Source organism: Lactiplantibacillus songbeiensis, assembly GCF_005405125.1.
In the GTDB taxonomy this organism is placed as follows: Bacteria; Bacillota; Bacilli; order Lactobacillales; family Lactobacillaceae; genus Lactiplantibacillus; species Lactiplantibacillus songbeiensis.
In genome coordinates this window covers 23,084-45,096 of record NZ_BJDL01000014.1, presented here as the reverse complement: position 1 = coordinate 45,096, position 22,013 = coordinate 23,084, and the positions used below count along the sequence as shown (strand labels likewise).

16 protein-coding genes are annotated in these 22,013 nt (G+C 45.7%); 3 read left to right on the top strand and 13 right to left on the bottom strand.

What is annotated here, in order from left to right; all coding sequences use genetic code 11:
• The first annotated feature begins 2 nt into the window (after positions 1 to 2).
• Positions 3 to 2,141, top strand: a complete 2,139-nt coding sequence (locus FFM77_RS06265) for a GH92 family glycosyl hydrolase (RefSeq protein WP_137634908.1) — start codon at positions 3 to 5, stop codon at positions 2,139 to 2,141.
• Positions 2,142 to 2,790: 649 nt separating this feature from the next.
• On the opposite strand, the gene FFM77_RS06260 is transcribed toward FFM77_RS06265, so the two are convergent.
• The 11 genes from FFM77_RS06260 to FFM77_RS06210 all read right to left on the bottom strand — a co-directional run bounded on the left by FFM77_RS06260 (position 2,791) and on the right by FFM77_RS06210 (position 16,448).
• Positions 2,791 to 4,263 (bottom strand): response regulator transcription factor, encoded by a 1,473-nt coding sequence (locus FFM77_RS06260; protein WP_137634907.1) that lies wholly within the window; start codon positions 4,261 to 4,263, stop codon positions 2,791 to 2,793.
• Positions 4,238 to 5,986: a sensor histidine kinase gene (locus FFM77_RS06255; RefSeq protein WP_137634906.1), complete on the bottom strand. Its 1,749-nt coding sequence runs from the start codon at positions 5,984 to 5,986 to the stop codon at positions 4,238 to 4,240. The genes FFM77_RS06260 and FFM77_RS06255 overlap by 26 nt, the downstream gene beginning before the upstream one ends.
• 18 nt (positions 5,987 to 6,004) lie before the next feature.
• Positions 6,005 to 6,610 carry a DUF624 domain-containing protein gene (locus tag FFM77_RS06250; protein ID WP_137634905.1) on the bottom strand — a complete coding sequence of 202 codons (606 nt, stop codon included), beginning with the start codon at positions 6,608 to 6,610 and terminating at the stop codon, positions 6,005 to 6,007.
• A gap of 157 nt (positions 6,611 to 6,767) precedes the next feature.
• Positions 6,768 to 8,240 carry an ABC transporter substrate-binding protein gene (locus FFM77_RS06245; protein ID WP_137634904.1) on the bottom strand — a complete coding sequence of 491 codons (1,473 nt, stop codon included), beginning with the start codon at positions 8,238 to 8,240 and terminating at the stop codon, positions 6,768 to 6,770.
• 155 nt (positions 8,241 to 8,395) lie between these two features.
• Positions 8,396 to 9,316: a carbohydrate ABC transporter permease gene (locus FFM77_RS06240; protein WP_137634903.1), complete on the bottom strand. Its 921-nt coding sequence runs from the start codon at positions 9,314 to 9,316 to the stop codon at positions 8,396 to 8,398.
• A gap of 11 nt (positions 9,317 to 9,327) precedes the next feature.
• Positions 9,328 to 10,335 (bottom strand): ABC transporter permease, encoded by a 1,008-nt coding sequence (locus FFM77_RS06235; RefSeq protein ID WP_223876792.1) that lies wholly within the window; start codon positions 10,333 to 10,335, stop codon positions 9,328 to 9,330.
• A 512-nt stretch (positions 10,336 to 10,847) separates the two neighbouring features.
• Positions 10,848 to 11,729, bottom strand: coding sequence for an ROK family protein (locus FFM77_RS06230; protein ID WP_137634902.1), 882 nt, complete (start codon positions 11,727 to 11,729; stop codon positions 10,848 to 10,850).
• Positions 11,730 to 11,740: 11 nt separating this feature from the next.
• The gene (locus tag FFM77_RS06225) at positions 11,741 to 12,844 is read right to left on the bottom strand and encodes an ABC transporter ATP-binding protein (protein WP_137634901.1); all 1,104 of its coding nucleotides are present in this window, start codon (positions 12,842 to 12,844) and stop codon (positions 11,741 to 11,743) included.
• A 320-nt stretch (positions 12,845 to 13,164) separates the two neighbouring features.
• Complete coding sequence (locus FFM77_RS06220; protein ID WP_137634900.1) at positions 13,165 to 13,668, bottom strand: DUF2798 domain-containing protein; 504 nt, start codon at positions 13,666 to 13,668, stop codon at positions 13,165 to 13,167.
• Between the two features lie 526 nt (positions 13,669 to 14,194).
• Positions 14,195 to 14,434, bottom strand: a complete 240-nt coding sequence (locus FFM77_RS06215; protein ID WP_137634899.1) for a cytochrome b5 domain-containing protein — start codon at positions 14,432 to 14,434, stop codon at positions 14,195 to 14,197.
• A 73-nt stretch (positions 14,435 to 14,507) separates the two neighbouring features.
• Positions 14,508 to 16,448: a PTS sugar transporter subunit IIABC gene (locus FFM77_RS06210; RefSeq protein ID WP_137634898.1), complete on the bottom strand. Its 1,941-nt coding sequence runs from the start codon at positions 16,446 to 16,448 to the stop codon at positions 14,508 to 14,510.
• 894 nt (positions 16,449 to 17,342) lie between these two features.
• Between FFM77_RS06210 and FFM77_RS06205 the strand changes: the two genes are divergently transcribed.
• Positions 17,343 to 18,926 (top strand): Nramp family divalent metal transporter, encoded by a 1,584-nt coding sequence (locus FFM77_RS06205; RefSeq protein ID WP_137634897.1) that lies wholly within the window; start codon positions 17,343 to 17,345, stop codon positions 18,924 to 18,926.
• Positions 18,923 to 19,354, top strand: coding sequence for a universal stress protein (locus tag FFM77_RS06200; RefSeq protein ID WP_137634896.1), 432 nt, complete (start codon positions 18,923 to 18,925; stop codon positions 19,352 to 19,354). The genes FFM77_RS06205 and FFM77_RS06200 overlap by 4 nt, the downstream gene beginning before the upstream one ends.
• A 59-nt stretch (positions 19,355 to 19,413) precedes the next feature.
• Here FFM77_RS06200 and FFM77_RS06195 read toward each other — a convergent pair whose 3' ends face one another.
• A complete protein-coding gene (locus FFM77_RS06195) occupies positions 19,414 to 20,544 on the bottom strand; it encodes a GGDEF domain-containing protein (protein ID WP_137634895.1) in 1,131 nt (376 codons plus the stop codon).
• A 15-nt stretch (positions 20,545 to 20,559) separates the two neighbouring features.
• Positions 20,560 to 21,252, bottom strand: a complete 693-nt coding sequence (locus FFM77_RS06190) for an EAL domain-containing protein (protein WP_137634894.1) — start codon at positions 21,250 to 21,252, stop codon at positions 20,560 to 20,562.
• Positions 21,253 to 22,013 lie beyond the last annotated feature (761 nt).

The window sequence follows — 22,013 nt, the reverse complement described above, 5'->3', positions numbered from 1 at the left end:
TTATGCACATCGACCAACTTGATATTCGCCAAGGAACCGCCAATTCACCTCACCGGTCAAACGGTAACTGCCTACCATACGTTGGCGTGCCAATGGGAATGAACTACTATGTCGCCCAGACTAATGGTGCGGCCAATAGCTGGTTTTTCCAACCAACTGATTCCCAATTCGAAGGAATTCGCGTAACCCATCAGCCTAGCCCCTGGATTGGCGACTATAGCCACTTTTTAATCACCGCAGTGCAGTGGCATGATCCCCAAACCAATCCCGATTTTACTGGCAATTACCAGCCAGACCGGGCAACTTTTCAAGCGAATTATTTAGCAATCTACGATGACCATTTTAATGTCCACAATGAACTAACGCCCACGACTTATGGCGCGGCGTTACGCTACCAATTCGACCGGCTTTTAGCCGAACATCATGGTCTACAGCTTCAACTACCCGATGACGGCGGCTTTCGGTTGATCGACAATCATATTCAACTCTATACCGCGGACTATCATGGCGGCGAAGACCCAAACTTGACGATGTACGCCGAACTCAGCTTGCCAGCCATCGACATTGCCCACTCTGGCTACTACGACGACCAAGGTAACTGGCAGACAGCGACTGAAGCGACTGGCCATCAATTAACCCTATTAGTGGCCACGCCAGCCATCAACTTTGACGCGCGGTTAGCCACGTCGTTTATTAGCGCTGAACAAGCGAGCTTAAATCTCAGTCGGATTAGCCAGCGGTCATTCGGCCAGCTTGAAAATGAAAGCGCCAACCGTTGGAACGATTACTTAGACCGAGTCAGCGTCCGCGATCATCACGCCGCGGTGGTGCAAACGTTCTACACTTGTTTATACCGGTTGTTCCTCTTCCCGCAACGGTTTTACGAAATTGACGCGAATCGGCAACCCATCCATTACGATACGACGGATAAAGTGGCTAAACCAGGGATTTTATATACGAACAACGGCTTTTGGGATACCGCCAAATCCGTTTATGCGCTCTTTTCAATCTTGGCGCCGGAACTCCTACCAAAATTCTTACGCGGCTTTTTGACGTCGTATCAAGAGACCGGCTTTTTACCCCGCTGGCTAGCACCGGATGAACGCGGGATGATGCCGGGGAATTTAGTGGACTCGATTATTGCAGAATGTGCTAAAAAGGGCATTGCGACCGACTTGCTACCCGAACTGTTGACAGCCATGATTGACAGCGATACCAAGCCCGCCGAAAACAATCGTTATGGTCGGACGGGTGGCGCTGATTATGACCAGTACGGTTACTTGCCCGCCGATCAATATTCCGAAAGTGTCAATCGCACACAAGACTATGCTTATAGCGATTACTGTATCGGCCAAGTTGCGGCGGTATTAAAGCAACCACAGCTAGCACAGACTTATTGGCAACAATCTAAACGTTATTTGAACTTGCTTGATAAACAAACGGGCTTCTTACGCCCTAAAAATACGGATGGTCGCTTTAAACCCAACTTTGCACCGGATCGTTGGGGTGGCGATTACACCGAAGGCAGCGCCTGGCAAAACAGCTTCAGTGCCTTTCATGATATCGATGGCTTAATGACGGCGATGGGCGGTCCAGACAAACTCGATGCCCAGCTAACCGCCCTATGTAACACCCAACCGACTTATCAAATCGGCGGATACGACATGGTCATTCATGAAATGACTGAGATGGCCGCCGTTGATTACGGCCAGTTAGCCATCTCCAATCAGCCGAGCTTCCATCTCCCATATCTCTTCGCCTTAGCTGGTCATCCAGAAAAGACACAAGTCGTGGTTAAACAATTACGTCAGCTATTTGACGCTTCGACAACTGGTTTTCCCGGTGATGAAGATAACGGCTCAATGTCAGCTTGGTTCATCTTTGCCTGCCTGGGCTTTTACCCAGTCTGTCCTGCCGACGCTGAATATGTCTTAGGCCTACCCGCTTTCGATGAAGTGACGTTGCATCTCGCTGATCACGATTTGACCTTAACAACTGCCAACAACCACGGCCACAACAACTTCGTCCAACAAGTTACCCGTGATAGTCAAGCTTTTCAGGCCACGACGATCAGTCATGCCGATTTAATGGCTACTCAGCATTTAGCAACCCGGCTGGGATTAGTGCCAAATGTCCATTAAATTGTGTATTACCGCTCCGGGTGAACTGGATTGACGCTGGAACGTGGTGGCCACGTTTTCGAGCCACAGTACGGTCTCGAAAGCCGGGCTTTGACTAAGCCGAGAAAACCGCTCAACTAAGTCAAACGGCACCACTGAGCATCATCCAGTTCACCCTACGCTAACTAGTGTTATTAAATTGATAATCCGATTAAACCCAAAATCGACCAGCTCAACGATGTCATTTCGTTAAGCTGGTCGATTTTATAGACTACGATCAAAATTCAAAAAATAAGATCACTACCAAATAAAACATCATACGCTTGGTGCTAATTGAAATTGCCGCCTGCCGGTTGGTTCCTAAAACGCTGGAACGCCATGTGTCATTTTGAAGTCAAAAGCCAATCTTCAAAACTGACCTTGGTCTAAGTCTGAGCAAACCGCTCACACTAAGGCCAACGACACGGCTGAGCATTTTAAAAACCGACTTCTTGGCTAAATTTATGGTCAATAATAGATAATCATTAATCACCGTTACTTAACGGCGGGCGGGCCAGAATTGGCTCAGCGGTGTCGTTTATCTTAGTCGGTGAGTTTCCGACTTAGATAAAAACGCGGCCACCACGTTCCAGCCGATGCTGAGCCAACCAGAGTGGCAAGTACCACCAAACTACACCGGGCGTCGCTGATGTTGTTGTCGGTACTCTTTCGGCGAAATATCGCAGATCACCCGGAAGTTTTTATAAAAATAACCACTATTGGTATAGCCGATTGCCAACGCAATGTTATTAATGCTCTCATCCGTTCGCGCCAACATCGACTTGGCTTGGTCAATGCGATATTGATTCAAATACTTTGAAAAACTCGTGTGCACTTCTTTTTTGAATAACTGACCTAAATAAACCGGATTGAGATGCAACCGTTCCGCCACTTGCGTTAACGATAGATCATGTGCATATTCTTTCGCGACAATGTCAACGACGCGATTAATATTTTGCGAAAAAACATATTGCTGTTTCGGCTCATAGTCCGCAATTAGTGTCGTCAAACAAGTCTCTAAAACGGCCATCGTGGGCGCTTCATCAATGGCATTCAATTGCGCTTCATAGGCTTGATTGCTGAACGACTGGTAATTACTAATCGCATTCAGAATGAGAAACGCGACTTGCCGCGCATATGAAGGTACCACGTGTTCAGTAATGAGTTCAGCAAAAATCGCCTGAACTAATTTCGTCATTAACGCTTGATTTCCTAGTGCCAGCGCTTGTTTAAATTCATCGAGTGACACCTTTGGAATCTCGGCTTGCCGTAGCCACTCGGTCCGAGCTGAACCGGATAGAAACGGTGCTTTTTCTTCATAAAACTGATAAAGTTCCGCCAATGTCTGAGCTTGTTCCAAACTTTCACTCAAGCGACTCAGTTGATTCACTCGTTGACCGACCGTAATAAAGGCGGTCCCAGTAATGAGTTGGTCGGCTTCTAGTTGCCGAATAAATTGATTCAGTAAAATATGAGTTCCTGCAAAACAAATCACCAGTTGGTCAGCTGACGGATAATACAAACGTTGCCCCTGTGCATCACAGGCCGCCATAAGCGGGGGCATTGCCGGAACAACATTACAGCAAACCATGGTAAATTCATGCTGATCGGTGGGAATACCGGCACTCGTTAGCAATTGCGCCGTTTGACCAGCTGTTAAATCACCGGCAACCAGCCGTTCAGTCTGCATTTCAACATAATAATGCTGTGTCGCTTGTTGCTGTTGCCGTTCATCTAATCGCTGCTTGACTTTAGTCAGAATCGTCGTTAATTCAGTGGCGCTTACGGGTTTCAATAAATAATCCATCGCCCCTAAACGCAAAGCAGCTTTCACATAGTCAAATTCTTGATAGCCCGAAAGCACCAGTACCACCGGCGGATGTGGCAACTGCTGTAAGTGCTGCATCAGTTCAATGCCGGTCATCTCAGGCATCCGTACATCGGTTATCACCAAGTCAATCGACTGTTCTCGCGCCGTTTCTAATGCTTGCCACCCATTACGTGCCGTCTGAACAATCGTAAACCCCAGTGCGGTCCAATCCACCACCTTGGTCATGCCCTTTAAAATCATATATTCATCATCCACGATCATGACGCGTTGCATCGGTTGTCCCCCTCACAAAAGTTAGCATCACCGTAATCCCACCCTGCTGATTACGATTCAGCCTCATCGTTGCACTATCCCCAAAATAGCCTTGCAGCCGTTCATACACATTACGCAACCCAATCGACGTCCGTTCGCCAGTTACCTGCTGACTTTCAATTTGTGTTTGCACCGTTGCCAACTGTGCAGCTGACATGCCGCGACCATTATCTTGAACTTGCAAATAAACCCGCTGCTGACCATCTTGCCAAGCTTTGACACTAACCACATTATCAGTCCGTAGATAATCAATCCCATGGGCAAAATAGTTCTCAACTAACGGCTGTAAGATAAACTTCGGAATCGTCAAATCAGCTAATATTGGCGCTAACTGCAAACCGTACGCAATCTGGTCGGGAAAACGCATTTGATATAAATAAATATATTTCTCGATAAATTCGGTTTCCTTAGCTAGCGTCGTTGTGGGTGACTGATCGGTATTATTTCGCAGTAGTGCCGCAAATGCATAGACCACCTCGGCCAATTCATTTTGGTCTTCAGCGACCGCATACATCCGAATATATTCCAACGTATTGTATAAGAAGTGCGGCTGAATTTGCGATTGGAGCGCCTTCATATTGGCATCACGTTGTTCGATCTCTAATTGATAGATCTGGTACACATAGGTGTTGATTTCATCTAGCATCTGATTAATCCCGGTCGCCATAATCTTCAAATCACCAGATTGCGTTGGCACTTTTAACCGCACATCCAGATCACCTTGACCGACCAGCGACATCGATTGAATCATTTGTTGAAGTTGTAGCCGATACCGCCGAAATGTCAGCCATAACCCACCGAATAAAATGACATCAATGGCAACTGCTTCCGCTCCCAAGGTCCAATTTTTAAGGCGTTGCTGCTGTCGGACAACTGCGCGATCAGTCATCGCCACCAAGAGACTGCCATCTGCTAATTTACTAGTCCGATACCGATATTTTTGGGTAAAAGCAGCCAATCCTGACGTTTGCCGGCCAAAGGTACGTTGCACCCGTTTAGCCGTCTGTCGGGCGGCACTTGCCGTCACCTCACGGCCATGAAAGTGGTAGCTAGCTTGACCAGTTGGCGTTAAGACCATCACTTGCAAGTTAGCACCACGGTTGAGCTTATCCAAGGCCGCCGTTAATGGTTGCGTCTGATACGTCAGTGTTAAGGTGCCATAGCCGCGTAAGTTCGCATTATCCACAAACGGATAACTGAATCGAAACTGTGGCCGTGAGCTCACGCGCTGAGTAGTCTTATAGCCACCGGGAGTACGCCGATCCGCGACAAAATTCGGCTTAAAGTCACTCATCGTAATCCGGACTTGTTCAATCATCGGATTACTCATTAAGAGCTGTAGGGTCTCATCCGGCAAATAATAAAATGCCTCATGATTGGACGCCGTCTGACTATACGTCAAGTAAGCTGCCGGGCTCAGTTCAAAGTACTTGTTCAGATTCTTGACCTGACTGTTCGTACTAGTCAAATGCTGCCCTAATTCATGGACTTCCCGCGCGTTAGCCGTCACTTGATCCGCAACTTTGTCCAAACCATTCGTTAAACTCGCACTGATTGCACGGTTGTCATTGGCCGTCGTGGTCGTACCCATATAGAGTGCAAACAGCCCAATCACGGTACTCAAAAGGACGGCGTAAGTCGCCATTAATTGTGAGAAATTATAATTACGCCGCCATTTGAACATTGACCCCCAACTCCCTATTTAAGCTAACTGCGTCTGTAATTGTTGATACCATTGCCGACTAATAAACGTCGTCCAAATCAAGACTAGCGGTACCGTCCCAAATAAAATCAAACCAGGAAACTTATACGTCACCACCACGATGATCCCATAGCCGCCAATCGTTTTTAACACATTAAAGAAATTGCTAAAGAATTGCATTAATGCTAACTTCACCAAATCACGTGGCTGAGCCTGATACGCACCAGCTAAGATAATTAAGTTATTGAACACACAACTGAACAATAAAATCGCAAAGATCAGGACAAAGTCTAAAATCAAGAAACCAATCCCTCGCAACTGAACTGCCAGCCAAAGATTCATCAGTAACAGACCTAGAATCACCGCGCCGCTATAAAAATAGCCATTGCCCACTTTGAAATAACGTTTGAACAAGCTAGTGGCCGCTTTAAGCGTGTCCAACTGATAACGCCAGCCGTTATGATGATACAAATCACTAATCATTAATAATGCCGGTCCGATGCCAAATAATAGCCCGCCGACGAAACTGAATAACCAAAATAGCAAGCTGAGTTTAATAATCGCATAAATCCGAATGAACGCCTTTTGCAAGCCTGTACTTATCATTATGATATCCCCTTTAACGTGTCTTGTCGCTGGTTTTCGGTAACCTCTAATAGCATTATCATCAAACACACTAATTATTTATACCAGTAAAGACGCTCGCATTTTTTAGATGCGCGCGTCTTTAAGTTAAATCATGTGTGGGCTACTAGTCGCAGCGCTATTGTTTAGCCAAAAATTCTGTATATTGTTTCTGTAATAATTTTTGAACTTTGTCGTAGCCAGCACCCTTCAGCGCTTTATCCATCTTCTTAATGGTTGGCTTAGGATCAGAAGTCCCCGTGTTCAAGCCGTCGATATATTGGTTCATGACGTTTTGAATATTGGTAATTTCAGTCTTCACGCTACTGGTATCTGGGGTAAATCCAAGTAATGGTGAGGACTTAGCCGCCTTAATACTGGTATCCCGTTCCTTGATCATCTTGTCTGTAATCGCATCGGTCGTATAGAGATTCTTGTTGTTCCCAGTCATCCAGGCGCCCATTTGGTTCGATGGGTCATACTTAGACGTTAACTTAATCTTATCCGTACCGGTCTTATTGAAGTCAGTGCCTTCCGCACCCCAAACTAATCCATTTAACAAAGTCTTATCCGTGTTGATCAGGCCTAAGACTTTAACAGCTAGTTCTTTATGTTCAGAACCATTACCAACCACCCAGTCAAAGACTTGTGATTGCGACAAACTCTTCAATGGTACTGTAATTGCTTTGGATTCGATGGCGTCTTTCTTACCCGCGGTGTTGTTCAACTGGAAATCACCATAATCGAATGGTCCTTGGGTTTCTTGACGTGCGAACCACGTATTGCTGGCGATTGGATAGTCAGTATTGCTAGTTGCGGCATCTTGAGAGATGTAGCCCGCTTGGTAATACTTATGCATCGCAGCCAAACTAGCTTGCATTTGCGCCGTATCATACTGGTTCACAATCTTCTTCCCGTTAGCACCCTTGCTAATGTCAACGGCAAATGGCAAGGTATTGCCGAGTGGATAGTCAAAGTTGGATTCGACTTTGAACCCCTTACCCGCAGCTAAAGCAACGGTGTTCTTATCCTTGGCATGGAACGCTTTTAAGGCACTGTTCAACGTTTCGTATGAGTTCACTTTGCTAATATCAATATTGTATTTGTCAACAAACTTCTTATTGAACGAAATCACTTGCGTTGAATAAACGTTGGCGTTGACTGGTACCGCATACAATTTACCGTCGATCTTATTGCCCTTAATGTAAGCAGAATCGATTTGCTTGTAGGCTTCCGGCGCATACTTCGGTAACAGCTTTGTCAGATCAGCATAAGCCCCTTTTTGCGCATTGACAGCGTAGTTATCCGCCTTAGCAATGTCGTAATGTTCTCCCGAAGAAACAATAACTGACATTTTTTGTGAATAATCGCCCCAGCCAATGTACGTAATCTTTAATTTGGCATTCGCTTTTTTCACTAAAATCTTGTTGGCCCGCTTGATCATCGCATCGTATTGTTTCGGCTTGTCCCCGATTTGATACATGGTTAACGTAGTGGGTCCCTTAGAACTTGAACTGCTAGATGATGATTTATTGTTGCCGCAAGCTGATAGTGTGACCGCTAACCCAGCTGCTAACCCCGTAATTGCAACGACTTTTTGCCATTTTGCCATGTTATTTTCGCACCTTTCTTGTGTGTGTAACTGTGACTGACCTAACTTTTTGGTTGTGCTTTTATTGCTAAAATTGCTGAAACGTGTTCGACAAAGCTGGGGACTCCGCTTGCTAAGCAATGCTCGACCCCAACTCGCTTTGTCTCGCACTCTGCTTATTCTTTGACCCCACCGATCGTCAAACCGCGAACAAAATACTTCTGGAAGAATGGATAGCTCAAGGCAATCGGCGCTACCGAAATGACGACCATCGCCATTTGAGTGGCTTCCTTTGGAATATTAGACAGACCGGTTGCGTACTGGGCCCCTTGCGTTGCATTTTGTGACAACATTTGAATGTTGGATTGAATCTGCATTAACAAATATTGTAACGGCACTAATCGCGTGTTTTGAATATATAGCAACGCGTTGAACCAATCGTTCCAATACCCTAAAGCGGCAAACAGACTAATCGTCGCAATCCCAGGTACCGCCAATGGTAAGACGATTTGGCAGAAGATCCGCATTTCGCTAGCCCCATCAATACGGGCTGCTTCGATAATCGATTCGTTCACTTGGCGCTTGAAAAACGTTCGCATCACGATAATATTGAATGGACTGACCGCCATCGGTAAAATTAACGCCCATAACGTATCTTTTAGTTGTAGTAAGTTCGTCATAACGATATAGTTCGCCACCATCCCAGGGGTGAACAACATCGTAATCAAGCAAAACAACGTGAAAAACCGGCGATAACGGAAGCTTGAACGTGAGATTGAATAGGCGTAAGTCGCGGTAAAGGTCGCATTAATGGCCGTTCCCAAAACGGTCACTAACAAGGTCACACCTAAAGCGTTCAGTAATTTACCACTCATATGACTTAAGTACTCATACCCCGCCGTACTCCATTGTGACGGCCAGAATTGATAACCGTTCGTAACCAAGGCGTGTTCACTTGAAAAAGAAATCACGATAATGAAGATCAAAGGTAGTAAACAGGAGATGGCAAACAACGCCACCAAGATGTTAAAACAAAGGTTTGCGCCGGGACCAAATGAGCGAATCTCAACGGTTGAAATTTCTTTTTTACGCCACATTTGCGTCCCTCCTAGAATAGTGCGGATTCTGGATCAACCCGCCGTACGATAAAGTTACTGGTCATCAACAGGATGAAGCCGACTAATGATTGGTATAAGGCTGCCGCACTCGACATTCCAATATCTCCGGTCGCCGTTAACCCGTTGTAAATATACGTATCCAACACTGACGTGACATTATACAAACTACCTGAATTTTGTGGGACTTGGTAGAACAGTCCGAAGTCCGCCCGGAAAATATTCCCAATCGCCAAGATTGTCATCAACGTCATCAATGGAACCAATGCTGGCAACGTGACATTCTTAATCTGTTGCCACTTGTTCGCGCCATCAATTTCGGCGGCTTCAAACAAGGTCGGATCAATACTCATCGCACTGGCAAAGTAAAGGATACTGTTATACCCGATCCCTTTCCAAGTCCCAACAAAAAGCAAGATAAACGGCCAGAACTGTGGCGCGTTGTACCAACTAATCGCTTTACCACCGTTCCCGGTAATCATCGAGTTCAGCAAGCCTTGGTTCGGGCTTAAGAATGCATAAACGAAGTAACTGATAATGACCCATGATAAGAAATATGGTAATAACATTGACGTTTGATAAACTTTGGTCAATCGTCGATTACGCAACTGGCTCATCACAACGGCGAAGAAGACCGAGATGATTAAGTTCAGCGAAATGAAGCCTAAATTATAGAGCACAGTGTTTCTCGTAATAACCCAAGCGGCATTCGATGAAAATAAGAATTCGAAGTTCTTAAACCCAACCCACGGACTGCGGGCCAAACTCGCCACAAACCCGTTCGGATCAAACTGAAAATCTTTGAACGCAACCACGTTGGCGAACACTGGAATGTAGAAAAAGAAAATCATCCAAATGGCACCAGGAATCACGAACAGTAACAAGGGGGTGTTATCGCGGACACTGTACCAGAAGTTTTGACGGTTCTCTTTTTTTCGAGCCGCCTTTTCTTCCGGCGTTTCCGGTTGAACAGTAGGCATCTCAGGTTCTGGATTCGGCATCTTCCCCACTCCTTTCTTAATTTGACAAGTGTATTGTAGCGCTTACAACTAAACTAAAACTAGGCATAAAGTTAAGGCCTTTATCTATATAATTAAGGTTCATTTTTGCCGCTCCGGTTGGGCTGGATTGATGCTGGAACGTGGTGGCCACGTTTGCGAGCCACAGAACGGTCTCGCAAGCCGGACTTTGACTAACCCGAGCAAAGTACACTCGGCTAAGTCAAACGACACCACTGAGCATCATCCGGCCCAACCTGCGCTAACTATCATCATTTAAAACAATCTAAGTTGATTAACCTAATATTCTAGGTGATACCATCAATCATAGTCGCAGTGACCAGTATGTTCGCCGTGTCGAGACACTTAGAACGGTGGTTTTCCGGTCTTAGTGTCTGGGCCAGCTTGTTAGACGTGACTTTCGGCTAACAAGTGCCCTGCAGACCGCACTTTGGCTGCAGGTCTGCTCCACCGCGAACATGCTGGTCAACGGAGACGGCTAATTAGTCGCAGCCTTAAGCCCCAACCGTCTGTCCTGAATCAATCAGATCTTTAGCCAATAATAAGCAACCTGTTAAGCCAGCATCATCATTTAACGCAATCCGTTGAATATAGCTGTTCAGCTCTGGCGTAGTCGTATACCCGGCCAGTTGGGACTTAAATGCTTGGCGAATCAATGGAAATAATTGCTCCTGATGCATGACCCCACCGCCAATCACAATCCGATCGGGGGAATAACTCAATGTGTAATTTACGCAAGCTTGGGCGATATAATCAGCTTCCAACTCCCAGACAACGGGATTGGCCGCTAATGCTTGGGCTGGTTGACCAAATCGTTGTTCTAGCGCCGGACCCGACGCAAGTCCCTCTAAACAATCCCCGTGATACGGACAAACACCGGCGAAATCATCATCTGGACGATGGTTCACAAAGATGTGCCCCGCTTCCAGATGATTAAAACCTTGTAAAAAGTGACCTTGATAAATGACCCCAGCTCCGATCCCCGTTCCCACTGTAAAGTAGACTAAGTTCTCAACATTCTTAGCGGCACCCAGCCGGTATTCACCATACGCTGCGACATTAACATCAGTCGTCCAATAAATCGGAATATTCAAATGAGTACGCATATAACCTAGGAAGTTAACATTTTCCCAACCAGCTTTAGGCGTTTGCGTAATATACCCGAAATCTCGGTGTTGGGGGTTCACGCCAATCGGCCCAAATGACCCAATCCCGATCGCGTCAACTGGATGTTCCTGAAAGAAGTCAACAACCGCCGCTAACGTCACGGCTGGCGTCGTGGTTGGGATTCGTAATTGTTCACTAACCTGTCCCGTCTCATCGCCGATACCACAAACAAACTTCGTGCCACCGGCTTCAATTGCACCTAATCGCATCGTCAGCCCTCCTATTCGATTGTTAACTGTGACTCAGGATCAAAGAAATGCGCCTTACTCATTTCAAAGGCCATCTTCACCGTGGTCCCCGGTTCGTGGTAATCACGGGCATCCACTTGGGCAACAAACTTACTGTCACCAATCTTGGAATACAACATCGATTCGGCGCCTAAGAGTTCTGAAACTTCAACTTCAGCATTGACCACTGCATCAGCCATGGCTTGAATCGCAATCTGTTCCGTATGAATATCTTCTGGTCGAATTCCGACAATAATCGGTTTACCGTTATAACCCTTTTCAACTAAACCTTTGAGCTTTCCTTCTGGCACGGTCACCGTTAAGCCAGCGTCATTGATAACTTGACCGTCAACCAGCTTGGCATTAAAGAAGTTCATCCCTGGTGAACCGATAAAGCCCGCCACGAATTGATTGACCGGTTCGTTATATAATTCACTCGGCGTCCCAATCTGTTGCACAACGCCGGCCTTCATAATCACAATCCGGTCAGCCATGGTCATCGCTTCAACTTGGTCATGGGTCACGTAGATCATGTTCGTTTTTAAACGCTGATGTAACTGTGCAATTTGTGTCCGCATCTGAACCCGCAACTTAGCATCCAAGTTAGATAATGGTTCATCTAACAAGAACAACTTGGCATCGCGGACAATCGCCCGACCTAGCGCAACCCGTTGCCGTTGCCCACCTGATAACGCGGCTGGTTTACGATCCAGATAATCTTCCAGCCCTAGAATTTCAGCGGCATTTTTAACCCGCTTGTCAATCTCAGCTTTATCCTCATGCTTGATCTTCAATCCAAACGCCATGTTGTTATAGACATTCATATTGGGATACAACGCATAATTTTGGAAAACCATCGCGATGTCGCGATCCTTGGGTGCCATCCGATTCACGACTTGATCACCAACTCGGACATTTCCCTTGGTAATTGATTCCAGCCCCGCAATCATGCGTAAGACGGTCGATTTCCCACAACCAGACGGCCCGACAAAGACGATAAATTCATCATCCTGCATATGCAGATTGAAATCCGTTACCGAATATTCCGGGTTGCCGTCATATTTCTTATAAATATGTTCAAGTGCAATTTCAGCCATTTCACTTGCCCCTTTCTAAATAACCCTAATTTTTGTTTTGGTCGTTCATTTAACAAAGCTGATTATAGCTGGTAACCGTTTCCAATCACAAACTTTTACGGTTATTCGTCACGGCGCGATTCTTAAGCAAAAAGGTGGCGTTCAATCCTGATTTACCAGGGTTGGACACCACTTTCGAATCGTTTAATCAAGCCGCTTAATAATCGGCACCTTTAGTTATTTGCTTTAATTTGTGCCTTTTTGGGATCCAAATTGGGTTAAAACGCTTCTTTAGCGCAACAAAAAAGGCGCTGGAATTTTTCCAACACCTTTTCGTTAACCTAATCTTTTTCGGTCACCGCGTCAGCTTCACGTTTAGCGGTTGCGACCTGCATCTTTCCTAAGACAGCCCGGGCGATTGGCCCGACAATGATCAGTTGTAAGGGTAATGCGACAATTAAATTAAAGAGCCAAGTATGGCCATACGTTGCCAATACATGGGCGCCACTTAATTCGCCTTCCACCGCAATCCCAAACAGGGACATGCAAGTTACCATGCCAAGGACCATTAAAACTGAGATCGTTATTCCAATTAAAACCGTCTTTTTCCGCATGTAATCATTAATGATATATTTGAAAGCCAAGCCTTTGGCAATTGGTCCAACGACCAACATGTCTAAGATAATTGCCACTAACAACCCCAGCGGATACCCGCTCAAGATTGCCAGAACTAAGCCGTTGCTGAATCCCTGGGCCATCGTGACGTTATACGCCGTCATCACAAACACCATTAACCCCGCCATAATCGCCGTAAACACAACTTCTTCTTTCCAATTACGTGGCATATATGCACACTCCTATTCCTTAGTTACGAGTGATTACTATAGCATGCCATTGTGGGGCTTCATAAGTAACAATTTGATTACAAATTATGGAACGGTTACATTTTCGGTTTAAAAAAGGTTGACCTTAACATCGCCGTCTGTCGACTAGCTTCTAAAATACTAGAACGCGATGGGCCATTTGGTAGCCAAAGGGCGATTTTTAAAACTGGCCTTGGTCTAAACACTCACACTAAGACCAACGACACGGCTAAGTATTTTAGAAACCAACGGCTCAGCTAACCGACTGAACTAAAAGTAATCAATCGTTAATTAACGTCGGGCGGGCCAGGATTGGCTCAGTGGTGTCGTTTATCTTGGTCGGTGATTTTCCGACTTAGATAAAGCCCGGCTTTCGAGACCGCACTATGGCTCGAAAACGTGGCCACCACGTTCCAGCCGATTCTGGCCCAACCAGAGTGGCAATTTAATCCAACTAACATCACATAAAAAAAGAGCCTGAATTAAGCTTCAGGCTCAAAAAATATTTTTATACCACGTACTTACCAACTACTGTCAGCTTTTCAAGGACTCGCCGACCATGCGGTGAGTCTTCATCGATCACTTTAGTTAATTCTTGACCAGCCAGGTTACCATGATGCTTGCCGCCGGCCCACGCCGCGACACCAGTGACATCGTAGACAACACCATCGACCGCAACGTAAGCCGGTTGACCATCCTGACCGTTATATTTTGCTAATTCTGCTTGATTAAAAGTTGCTTCACTCATTCGAATCACTCCTTATCAGTTTAGCTTAATAGTAAACTGACCTACCAAATAAAAGCAAGTAATCCGCTTTCAATTAAGCAGCCGGTAATGCTGATTTAGCTTGAAAATGTTGACCGAAACTCAAGACCAATGCCAACCCTAAAGCCACGACTAATGTCCCATAGTGTGAGATTAGGTACCCATAAAAGTTCGGTCCAATTCCCACACCGGGTGTAATAAACGCTGGAAAACCAATCAATGACCCAGATAAGGCATAGTTATTAACTCGCAAAATGCCAGCGACTAGCCCACCGATGGCACTCGCCAAACTTGCTGCCACAAATAACCGTTTATACTTCAGATTAAACCCGTACAATGCCGGTTCAGTAATACCACAAAAAGCGGCCACCGCGGCGGCAACTGATAAATGTCGGACGCGCGACTGTTTGGCCCGCAAGCCGACCGCCAAAGCGGCCCCACCTTGCGCCACCATCGTTAAGGAGATAATCGCATTCAAATAGCTATGCCCATTCGTCGCTAAATCATTGATCACGACAGGCACCAAGCCCCAGTGTAACCCAAAGATCACTAAGACCTGATAGACACCACCGATAATAAGTCCTGAAACCGCGGGGCTTAACCGATACAATGCCACGATACCGTTAGCCAAGCCCTGGCTAAGATAAGTCGTCAGTGGCCCAATTCCAATCAAGATCACGCCACTCAAAAAAATCACTTCTAAAATCGGCAGTAAGACCCCTTGTAAATACGCGGGTAATCCCCGTTTGAGGCCACGCTCAACATACTTGCCTAACCAAGCCGCCACAATCATTGGAAAAACCGCCGCCGTATAATTCATTAGCGTCAACGGCAACCCCATGAAACTGATATGCGCGGTACTTGCCTTTTGAGCGGCGGTAACTAAAGCTGGATAAGTAAGCACCGCCCCAACCACCGCTAACGTGACCGGATTCGACCCTAACCGTTTGGCCGCTGTAAAGCCTAACATGACTGGTAAAAAGTAGAATACCGCATCGCTAACGGCATTCAAGACCAAATAAGTGCCACTGCTCGGCGCCAATAGTTTAAACCCGACAATCGCTGCCAGTACCCCTTTTAGTAACCCGGCCCCCGCCAAGAGACTAATAATGGGAAACATTGCCGCCGTCATCACACCAATAAATTGACTTAACCGGCGCCGAACTTTGCCGAAGAAAGTTCGAGTCGGCGGTAAGTCGGAACTGTCGACAGCCTTGTCATCTGCCGACACCCCAAGTTGCGGCAACATCGCCGCATACACCTCAGCCACTGTTGATCCAATGACCACCTGATATTGACCACTCGCTCGCGCAACTTCTAACACACCATCGAGTCGCGCAACTGCCACATCATTCGCTAAGCTAGCATCCTTTAAATAAAATCGCAATCGCGTCATACAATGAATGACGTTGACAATATTACTAGGACCACCTACCGCTTGAATAATGGCGTTGGCCAATGTCGCGGTCGACGGTGCTGGCGGTCCGATTGTTCCAACCTCATGATTAGCCGCCATATTCAGCGTAATCCCAGCAATTACCGTCCCAGCTGGATGAACCTGATTACTGGCAGCTAATAGTAAGGCATGCACCCGTTCAGCAGCATTGGTAATCGTTAGTAAAACCGTCGTTTTTTTACCAGCGGCGGCCACCGCCGCCACGTCCATCTGGGCAATCAACTGACCAGCTGTCACGTAATCACCCACTTTGACGGTCAACCGAAATGGCGTCCCCGCTAATTCAACAGTATCCAACCCGAGATGCAATAAAAATTCCAGTCCATTTTTCGTCTTAAACCCCAGGGCATGCTTGGTTTTGGCAATCATGGTCACTTCACCAGCAACGGGCGCCACAATCTGATCCGTCTGTGGAATAAAGCCACAGCCAGCCCCTAACAATCCCCGTGAAAAGACTGAGTCCGAAACCGTTGCCAAATTAATCATTTGGCCGGTAACGGGGGCGACGACTGGAATAATTGTACTCGTTGTTACTGACATGCTGCCCACTCCTTATAGCTTGACACTGGTTCGTTCGCAAATTTCGCAAATTAACGCTCTGACTCATTAGTTAGCTTGATAGTAAACTTTCTAGGATGACTTTACCATATTTTTACCGTCAAGGGCACCTTACTAAACTGATTTGTGAATATTTACACTTATTTGCCTTAGTTTGTTAACACAATATACATACAAAGCCTGTTAACTACTGTTGACGATTGATTAAACTTGTCACTCTGGTTGGTCCGAAATCGACTGGAACGTGGTGGCCGCGTTTGTGAGCCAAAAATCGGTCTCACAAGCCGGGCTTGATCTAAGCCGATGAACACCCCATCGACTAAGATCAACGACACCACTGAGCCAATTTCGGCCCGCCCGGCGTTAACTAACATAATGATATTTTTTACGCTCAACCTAATATTAACCAAGCTACCCAGGACAACAGCCAAACATGGCTTCATCCCTACTAGCTAACGCCGATTACTTTGTAAAATTAAAATTCATCTACCTGGCTCTTACCATTGGACAGGCTATCTTAAATCAATTAATCCATCGATGATTAATGCAAACTAAAAAAGAATCACCAATTTAGCGCGGGCGGGCTGGATGATGCTCAGTGGTGTCGTTTCACTTGGACGGGTGCTTTTCCCGTTCTAGTGAAAGCCCGATTTATGAGACCGCCCTTCGGCTCATAAACGTGGCCACCACGTTCCAGCCAATTCTGGACCAACCAGAGTGGCAACCACCCCCAACAACTAATAGTAAGTTAACGCCCTTTACCCCAACTACACATTTTTAACGGCAACTCACCGTTAAATCACTGGTTTTTGACGGTTTCAATTTTAAACCCGAGTACAATGAAGCCGATTCAGAAATAAGAAAGGTGGGTTTACCTTGAAGAAACTAACTAGTTCCAACCGGCCACATAAACTGATCGAATATGCGAACGGTCCCTCACTGGAGGAAATCAATGGTAAGATCGAAGTGCCCAAAAACATCGGCTTCTGGAAAACATTATTCGCTTATTCGGGGCCTGGTGCACTAGTCGCCGTCGGGTATATGGATCCCGGAAATTGGTCCACGTCAATTACTGGCGGGCAAAATTTTCAATACATGTTAATGTCTGTCATCTTGATCTCAAGTTTGATTGCGATGTTGCTACAATACATGGCGGCCAAACTTGGCATCGTGAGTCAGATGGATTTGGCCCAAGCGATTCGCGCTCGGACCAGCAAACAGCTCGGCATTGTTTTATGGATTTTAACGGAATTTGCCATTATGGCCACTGACATTGCCGAAGTGATTGGCGCGGCCATTGCGTTATATTTACTCTTTGGGATTCCTTTAATCATTGCCGTCTTCATTACCGTCTTTGATGTTTTGATTTTGTTATTATTAACCAAAATTGGTTTCCGCAAGATTGAAGCCATCGTGGTCTGCTTAATCATGGTCATTCTCTTCGTCTTCGTCTACCAAGTCGCCTTATCTGGGCCAAATTGGGGCCAGGTCTTCGCTGGCTTAATCCCAACTACCGCCACGATTTCCAGTTCGAAAACCGTCGCTGGGATGACACCATTAAGCGGTTCATTAGGGATTATTGGCGCCACCGTCATGCCACATAATCTGTATTTACATTCGGCGATTTCGCAGACCCGTAAAATCAATCATCACGATGAAGACGATGTCGCCCGCACCGTGAAGTTTGCTAGCTTGGATTCCAATATTCAACTGACTGCGGCCTTCTTCGTCAATGCCTTACTGCTCATTATGGGTGTGGCGGTCTTCAAGACTGGGGCCGTTAAAGACCCTTCATTCTTCGGCCTTTACAATGCCTTATCCAATACCTCAACGCTGAGTAACGGCTTACTGATTGGCGTGGCCAAATCCGGCGTCCTATCCGCCCTTTTCGCCATTGCCCTACTCGCTTCTGGTCAAAACTCAACGATTACTGGGACACTGACCGGTCAAGTCATCATGGAAGGCTTCGTCCACATGCGGATGCCGCTGTGGTTACGGCGCCTCGTCACTCGGCTGTTATCCGTGATTCCCGTACTGATTTGCGTCATGCTAACCAGTGGTAAGAGTGCGATTGCGGAACACGAAGCATTGAACGACCTGATGAATAATTCGCAAGTCTTTCTCGCCTTTGCCTTGCCATTCTCAATGTTACCGTTACTTATGATGACTGATAGTGCCGCTGAAATGGGCAATCGATTTAAGAACAGTTGGATTATTAAAGGACTCGGCTGGTTATCGGTCGTTGGCTTGACTGTTCTGAACTTAATCGGCTTGCCTGCCCAAGTTGTCGGCTTCTTTGGCGATAACCCAACTGCCGGTCAGACCGATCTAGCTAACGGCATTGCCATCAGCTTAATCATCGCTATCTTAGCGTTACTAACGTGGACCACCATCGAACTCTATCGTGGTAATCAACGTTACGCTGCCAAGCTAGCTGCTAAGGCAGGTGAAACTGCATGAGTACAAAATATCAACGAATCTTAGTCGGGGTCGATGACTCACCCGACGCCCTGCTCGCCTTTCAATATGCTGTCCAACAAGCTAAAAAGGATACGGCCGAACTCGTGATTGTTTCCGTCTTAGAAGATGATCAAATGAATGTCTACCAGGCCTTGAACAAAGACTATGTTCACGGTGAACGCGACGCCCTGATTCAGCACTTGAAGACTTACCAACATCAAGCCCAAGCTGCCGGGGTCACCGACGTTCAAATCATGATTGCCACTGGTGAACCTGGTGAGACCATTGTCAAAACTGTCATTCCAGACGTTCAACCAGATATCTTGATCATTGGCTCACTCGCCAAGCACGGCATCACTAAGCATTTCGGCAGTCAAGCCGCCTACATGGCCAAGTACGCGCCAATCTCAGTCTTAGTCATTCGTTAACTCATTGCAAACTAAAAAGGATTGAAGTCATCTTTGGCTTCAATCCTTTACTTTTAACGTTATTCAACGGTAATCTGCATCCGTCCATTCCGCTTTGAATGGTACAAATTATGATCGACCCGATTATAGAAATCAGTTGGCGACGCATCATCTGCTGCCAAAGTGGACACCCCAACGGAAATTGAGATTGGAATTTGTTGATCCCCGAAATTCACATCCAAATGATTCAACGCCACGAAAATCTGACGGACAATCGTTTGCGTTGACTCTAAATCATAGCCTGGGAACAACACGTTAAATTCTTCACCACCGGTCCGATAAAGCTTGACCTTGGTATCATTAGCATCAATCACAGTCTGCACCACATCAGCAACGTGTTGCAAGACCCGGTCACCCGCCAGATGGCCATAAGTGTCGTTAACATGTTTGAAATGATCGATATCAAACATCATCATCGACAATTTCAAATTGTTTTTGACACTATCATCAAACAAGAACTTGATTTCACCCGTATAGGCAGCGAAGTTCTCCGTTTGCGTTAACGCATCGTGGCTGGCAAATTGTGCCAACCGCAACTTGAACTCACTATCACGTGTCAACATCGTGACGTAAACGTATAGTAACATTTCAAAAATAATCAAGTACAGCCATTCTTGACCAAAAGTTGACCAAGAAAAGTTGAATTTAAACTTCATCCAAACCCACAATAAGCCCCCAAATGGGACGCTGACCGACATATAAATCAACGGTGCGCGCTTGTGATTTTGAAAACGAATCCGAATCAAATTTAAGACCCAGAAAAAGGTAATTAACGTGATTGCATGTGCCCATGACTGCCAGTACCCAATCGATTGGTTAAACACCATGTAGACTAAGACGATTGGGAAGAAGTAGTAGTACGGCACATGAATATTCAAAAAGTACGCACAGAATATCATCGCGATAATTTGAAAGTTCATAAATTCCCAAGAATTGGACTGCCCCACGACCGAAGTCTGCATGCTGAAAATAAACACCAGCATGTAGATGACCCCATGCCAAGAATTGATTACATCGTCATCGATGTTAATGTGTCGGGCATGGACCCACGAAGTTATCCAATTAAAAAGAACCCAATATAACGTCAGCACTCCTAGAATAAAGAAGATACTGGTGATAAACGGCGGTACCCGCCAGTAAGACCATGTCATAGTTAACCTTCCTTATTAACGTTCGTTGCTTGTTGGTTGCACCTCAGTTGCCACTGGCTTTACGGCCAGTTGCGGTTTGCCATAATAATAACCTTGATGCAATTCAATACCTAACTGTTGCGCCATCTGTTGATCATGCTCATCTTCGACCCCTTCTAGAATCAAATCAAGATGATAATCATGCGCAATGGTATTCCAAAAAGCTAACGCCGTCGGAATTTGATCTGCTTTTCCGCTCATCCGCAAATTTTGCATAGCGAACTTAATCTGATCGACAAACGGCAAGGCATCTTTAATATTGTCAAATGTATTCGAACCCGTCCCAACATCATCAATACTCAACTGAATGCCATATTGATGAAAAAGCATACTATACTTTTGAATCTCTGTTAAAGTCGCACTTTCAGTCAATTCAATCGTCAACGCTGCCGGATTGAGCCGTTTCTTCAAGTAAATGATGGTTCCTAGCATTAACTCATCTTCTGCTTGTTCGCGATTCAGATTTAATGCCAAGACCTGGTTAGTCGCTTTGGTCGCCAATTGACCCGCTAACTCCTCTAATAAATGCACTTGTTTGTCGAGCGACAATTCCGTAAACTTTGCCGGAACTGCCCAGTGACCATGCTGCTCTTTACGTAATAAAAGTTCGTAGCCAAATACTGATTGTTGACGTTGATCAACTTGTGGCTGAACAAAAAAGCGATACATCTTATACAAAACCTCATTTCATATCTTCCTCGTGTCAAAGTGGATTGACACAGTTTAAGTATAGACTTTAATATAAAAAAATTCGACTGTTTATCCCGTTTTTTTATTAAAATACGATTAATTTGTTTGCAACCTAACTGTTAGTTACATTCAGAGTTTTCGCTTTAACCGGCTGACCGTTGCAAGCTGACCTTAGTATTATAACCCTAATTTTTGGCTATGAATCGCTACACACAGCGATTCATAGCCAAAAATCATCAGTCAAAAAACAGCTTAATTGGAAAAAACACGACTTTAACTGATCCGACGTAACATTAGTCCTAGTCACTCTAGCTGTTGGTTGGTGATATTGATTGCTTTAGCGTCACTTCTTTCGACTGCTAGACAATCTCACTGCCATCACATTGAACGCACCAATCATCGCGAAATGGTGTTCTGAGTGTGACCGTCTCCGTCAACGATTAAAATCGTGCTTACGCTTGGTGCTAGTTGAAATTGCCGCCTGCCGGTTGGTTCCTAAAACGCTGGAACGCCATGGGTCATTTTGAAGCCTCAAGAACGGTCTTCAAAACTGACCTTGGCCTAAGTCTGAGCAGACCACTCGCACTAAGGTCAACGACAAGGCTGAGCATTTTAGGAACCAACCTCTCAGCTAAATTTGTGATTGACAATAAATAGTCATTAATTCCCGTTAATTAACGACGGGTGGACCAGAATTGGCTCAGTGATATCGTTTATCTTGGTCGGTGATTTTCCGACTT

What these genes read in the sequence shown, in the direction of transcription:
- FFM77_RS06235 (WP_223876792.1), bottom strand. Translation starts at nt 10,335, where the DNA reads ATGCCGAATCCAGAACCTGAGATGCCTACTGTTCAACCGGAAACGCCG.
- FFM77_RS06260 (WP_137634907.1), bottom strand. Translation starts at nt 4,263, where the DNA reads ATGCAACGCGTCATGATCGTGGATGATGAATATATGATTTTAAAGGGC.
- FFM77_RS06225 (WP_137634901.1), bottom strand. Translation starts at nt 12,844, where the DNA reads ATGGCTGAAATTGCACTTGAACATATTTATAAGAAATATGACGGCAAC.
- FFM77_RS06265 (WP_137634908.1), top strand. Translation starts at nt 3, where the DNA reads ATGCACATCGACCAACTTGATATTCGCCAAGGAACCGCCAATTCACCT.
- FFM77_RS06215 (WP_137634899.1), bottom strand. Translation starts at nt 14,434, where the DNA reads ATGAGTGAAGCAACTTTTAATCAAGCAGAATTAGCAAAATATAACGGT.
- FFM77_RS06230 (WP_137634902.1), bottom strand. Translation starts at nt 11,729, where the DNA reads ATGCGATTAGGTGCAATTGAAGCCGGTGGCACGAAGTTTGTTTGTGGT.
- FFM77_RS06190 (WP_137634894.1), bottom strand. Translation starts at nt 21,252, where the DNA reads ATGTATCGCTTTTTTGTTCAGCCACAAGTTGATCAACGTCAACAATCA.
- FFM77_RS06240 (WP_137634903.1), bottom strand. Translation starts at nt 9,316, where the DNA reads ATGTGGCGTAAAAAAGAAATTTCAACCGTTGAGATTCGCTCATTTGGT.
- FFM77_RS06255 (WP_137634906.1), bottom strand. Translation starts at nt 5,986, where the DNA reads ATGTTCAAATGGCGGCGTAATTATAATTTCTCACAATTAATGGCGACT.
- FFM77_RS06250 (WP_137634905.1), bottom strand. Translation starts at nt 6,610, where the DNA reads ATGATAAGTACAGGCTTGCAAAAGGCGTTCATTCGGATTTATGCGATT.
- FFM77_RS06220 (WP_137634900.1), bottom strand. Translation starts at nt 13,668, where the DNA reads ATGCCACGTAATTGGAAAGAAGAAGTTGTGTTTACGGCGATTATGGCG.
- FFM77_RS06195 (WP_137634895.1), bottom strand. Translation starts at nt 20,544, where the DNA reads ATGACATGGTCTTACTGGCGGGTACCGCCGTTTATCACCAGTATCTTC.
- FFM77_RS06200 (WP_137634896.1), top strand. Translation starts at nt 18,923, where the DNA reads ATGAGTACAAAATATCAACGAATCTTAGTCGGGGTCGATGACTCACCC.
- FFM77_RS06245 (WP_137634904.1), bottom strand. Translation starts at nt 8,240, where the DNA reads ATGGCAAAATGGCAAAAAGTCGTTGCAATTACGGGGTTAGCAGCTGGG.
- FFM77_RS06210 (WP_137634898.1), bottom strand. Translation starts at nt 16,448, where the DNA reads ATGTCAGTAACAACGAGTACAATTATTCCAGTCGTCGCCCCCGTTACC.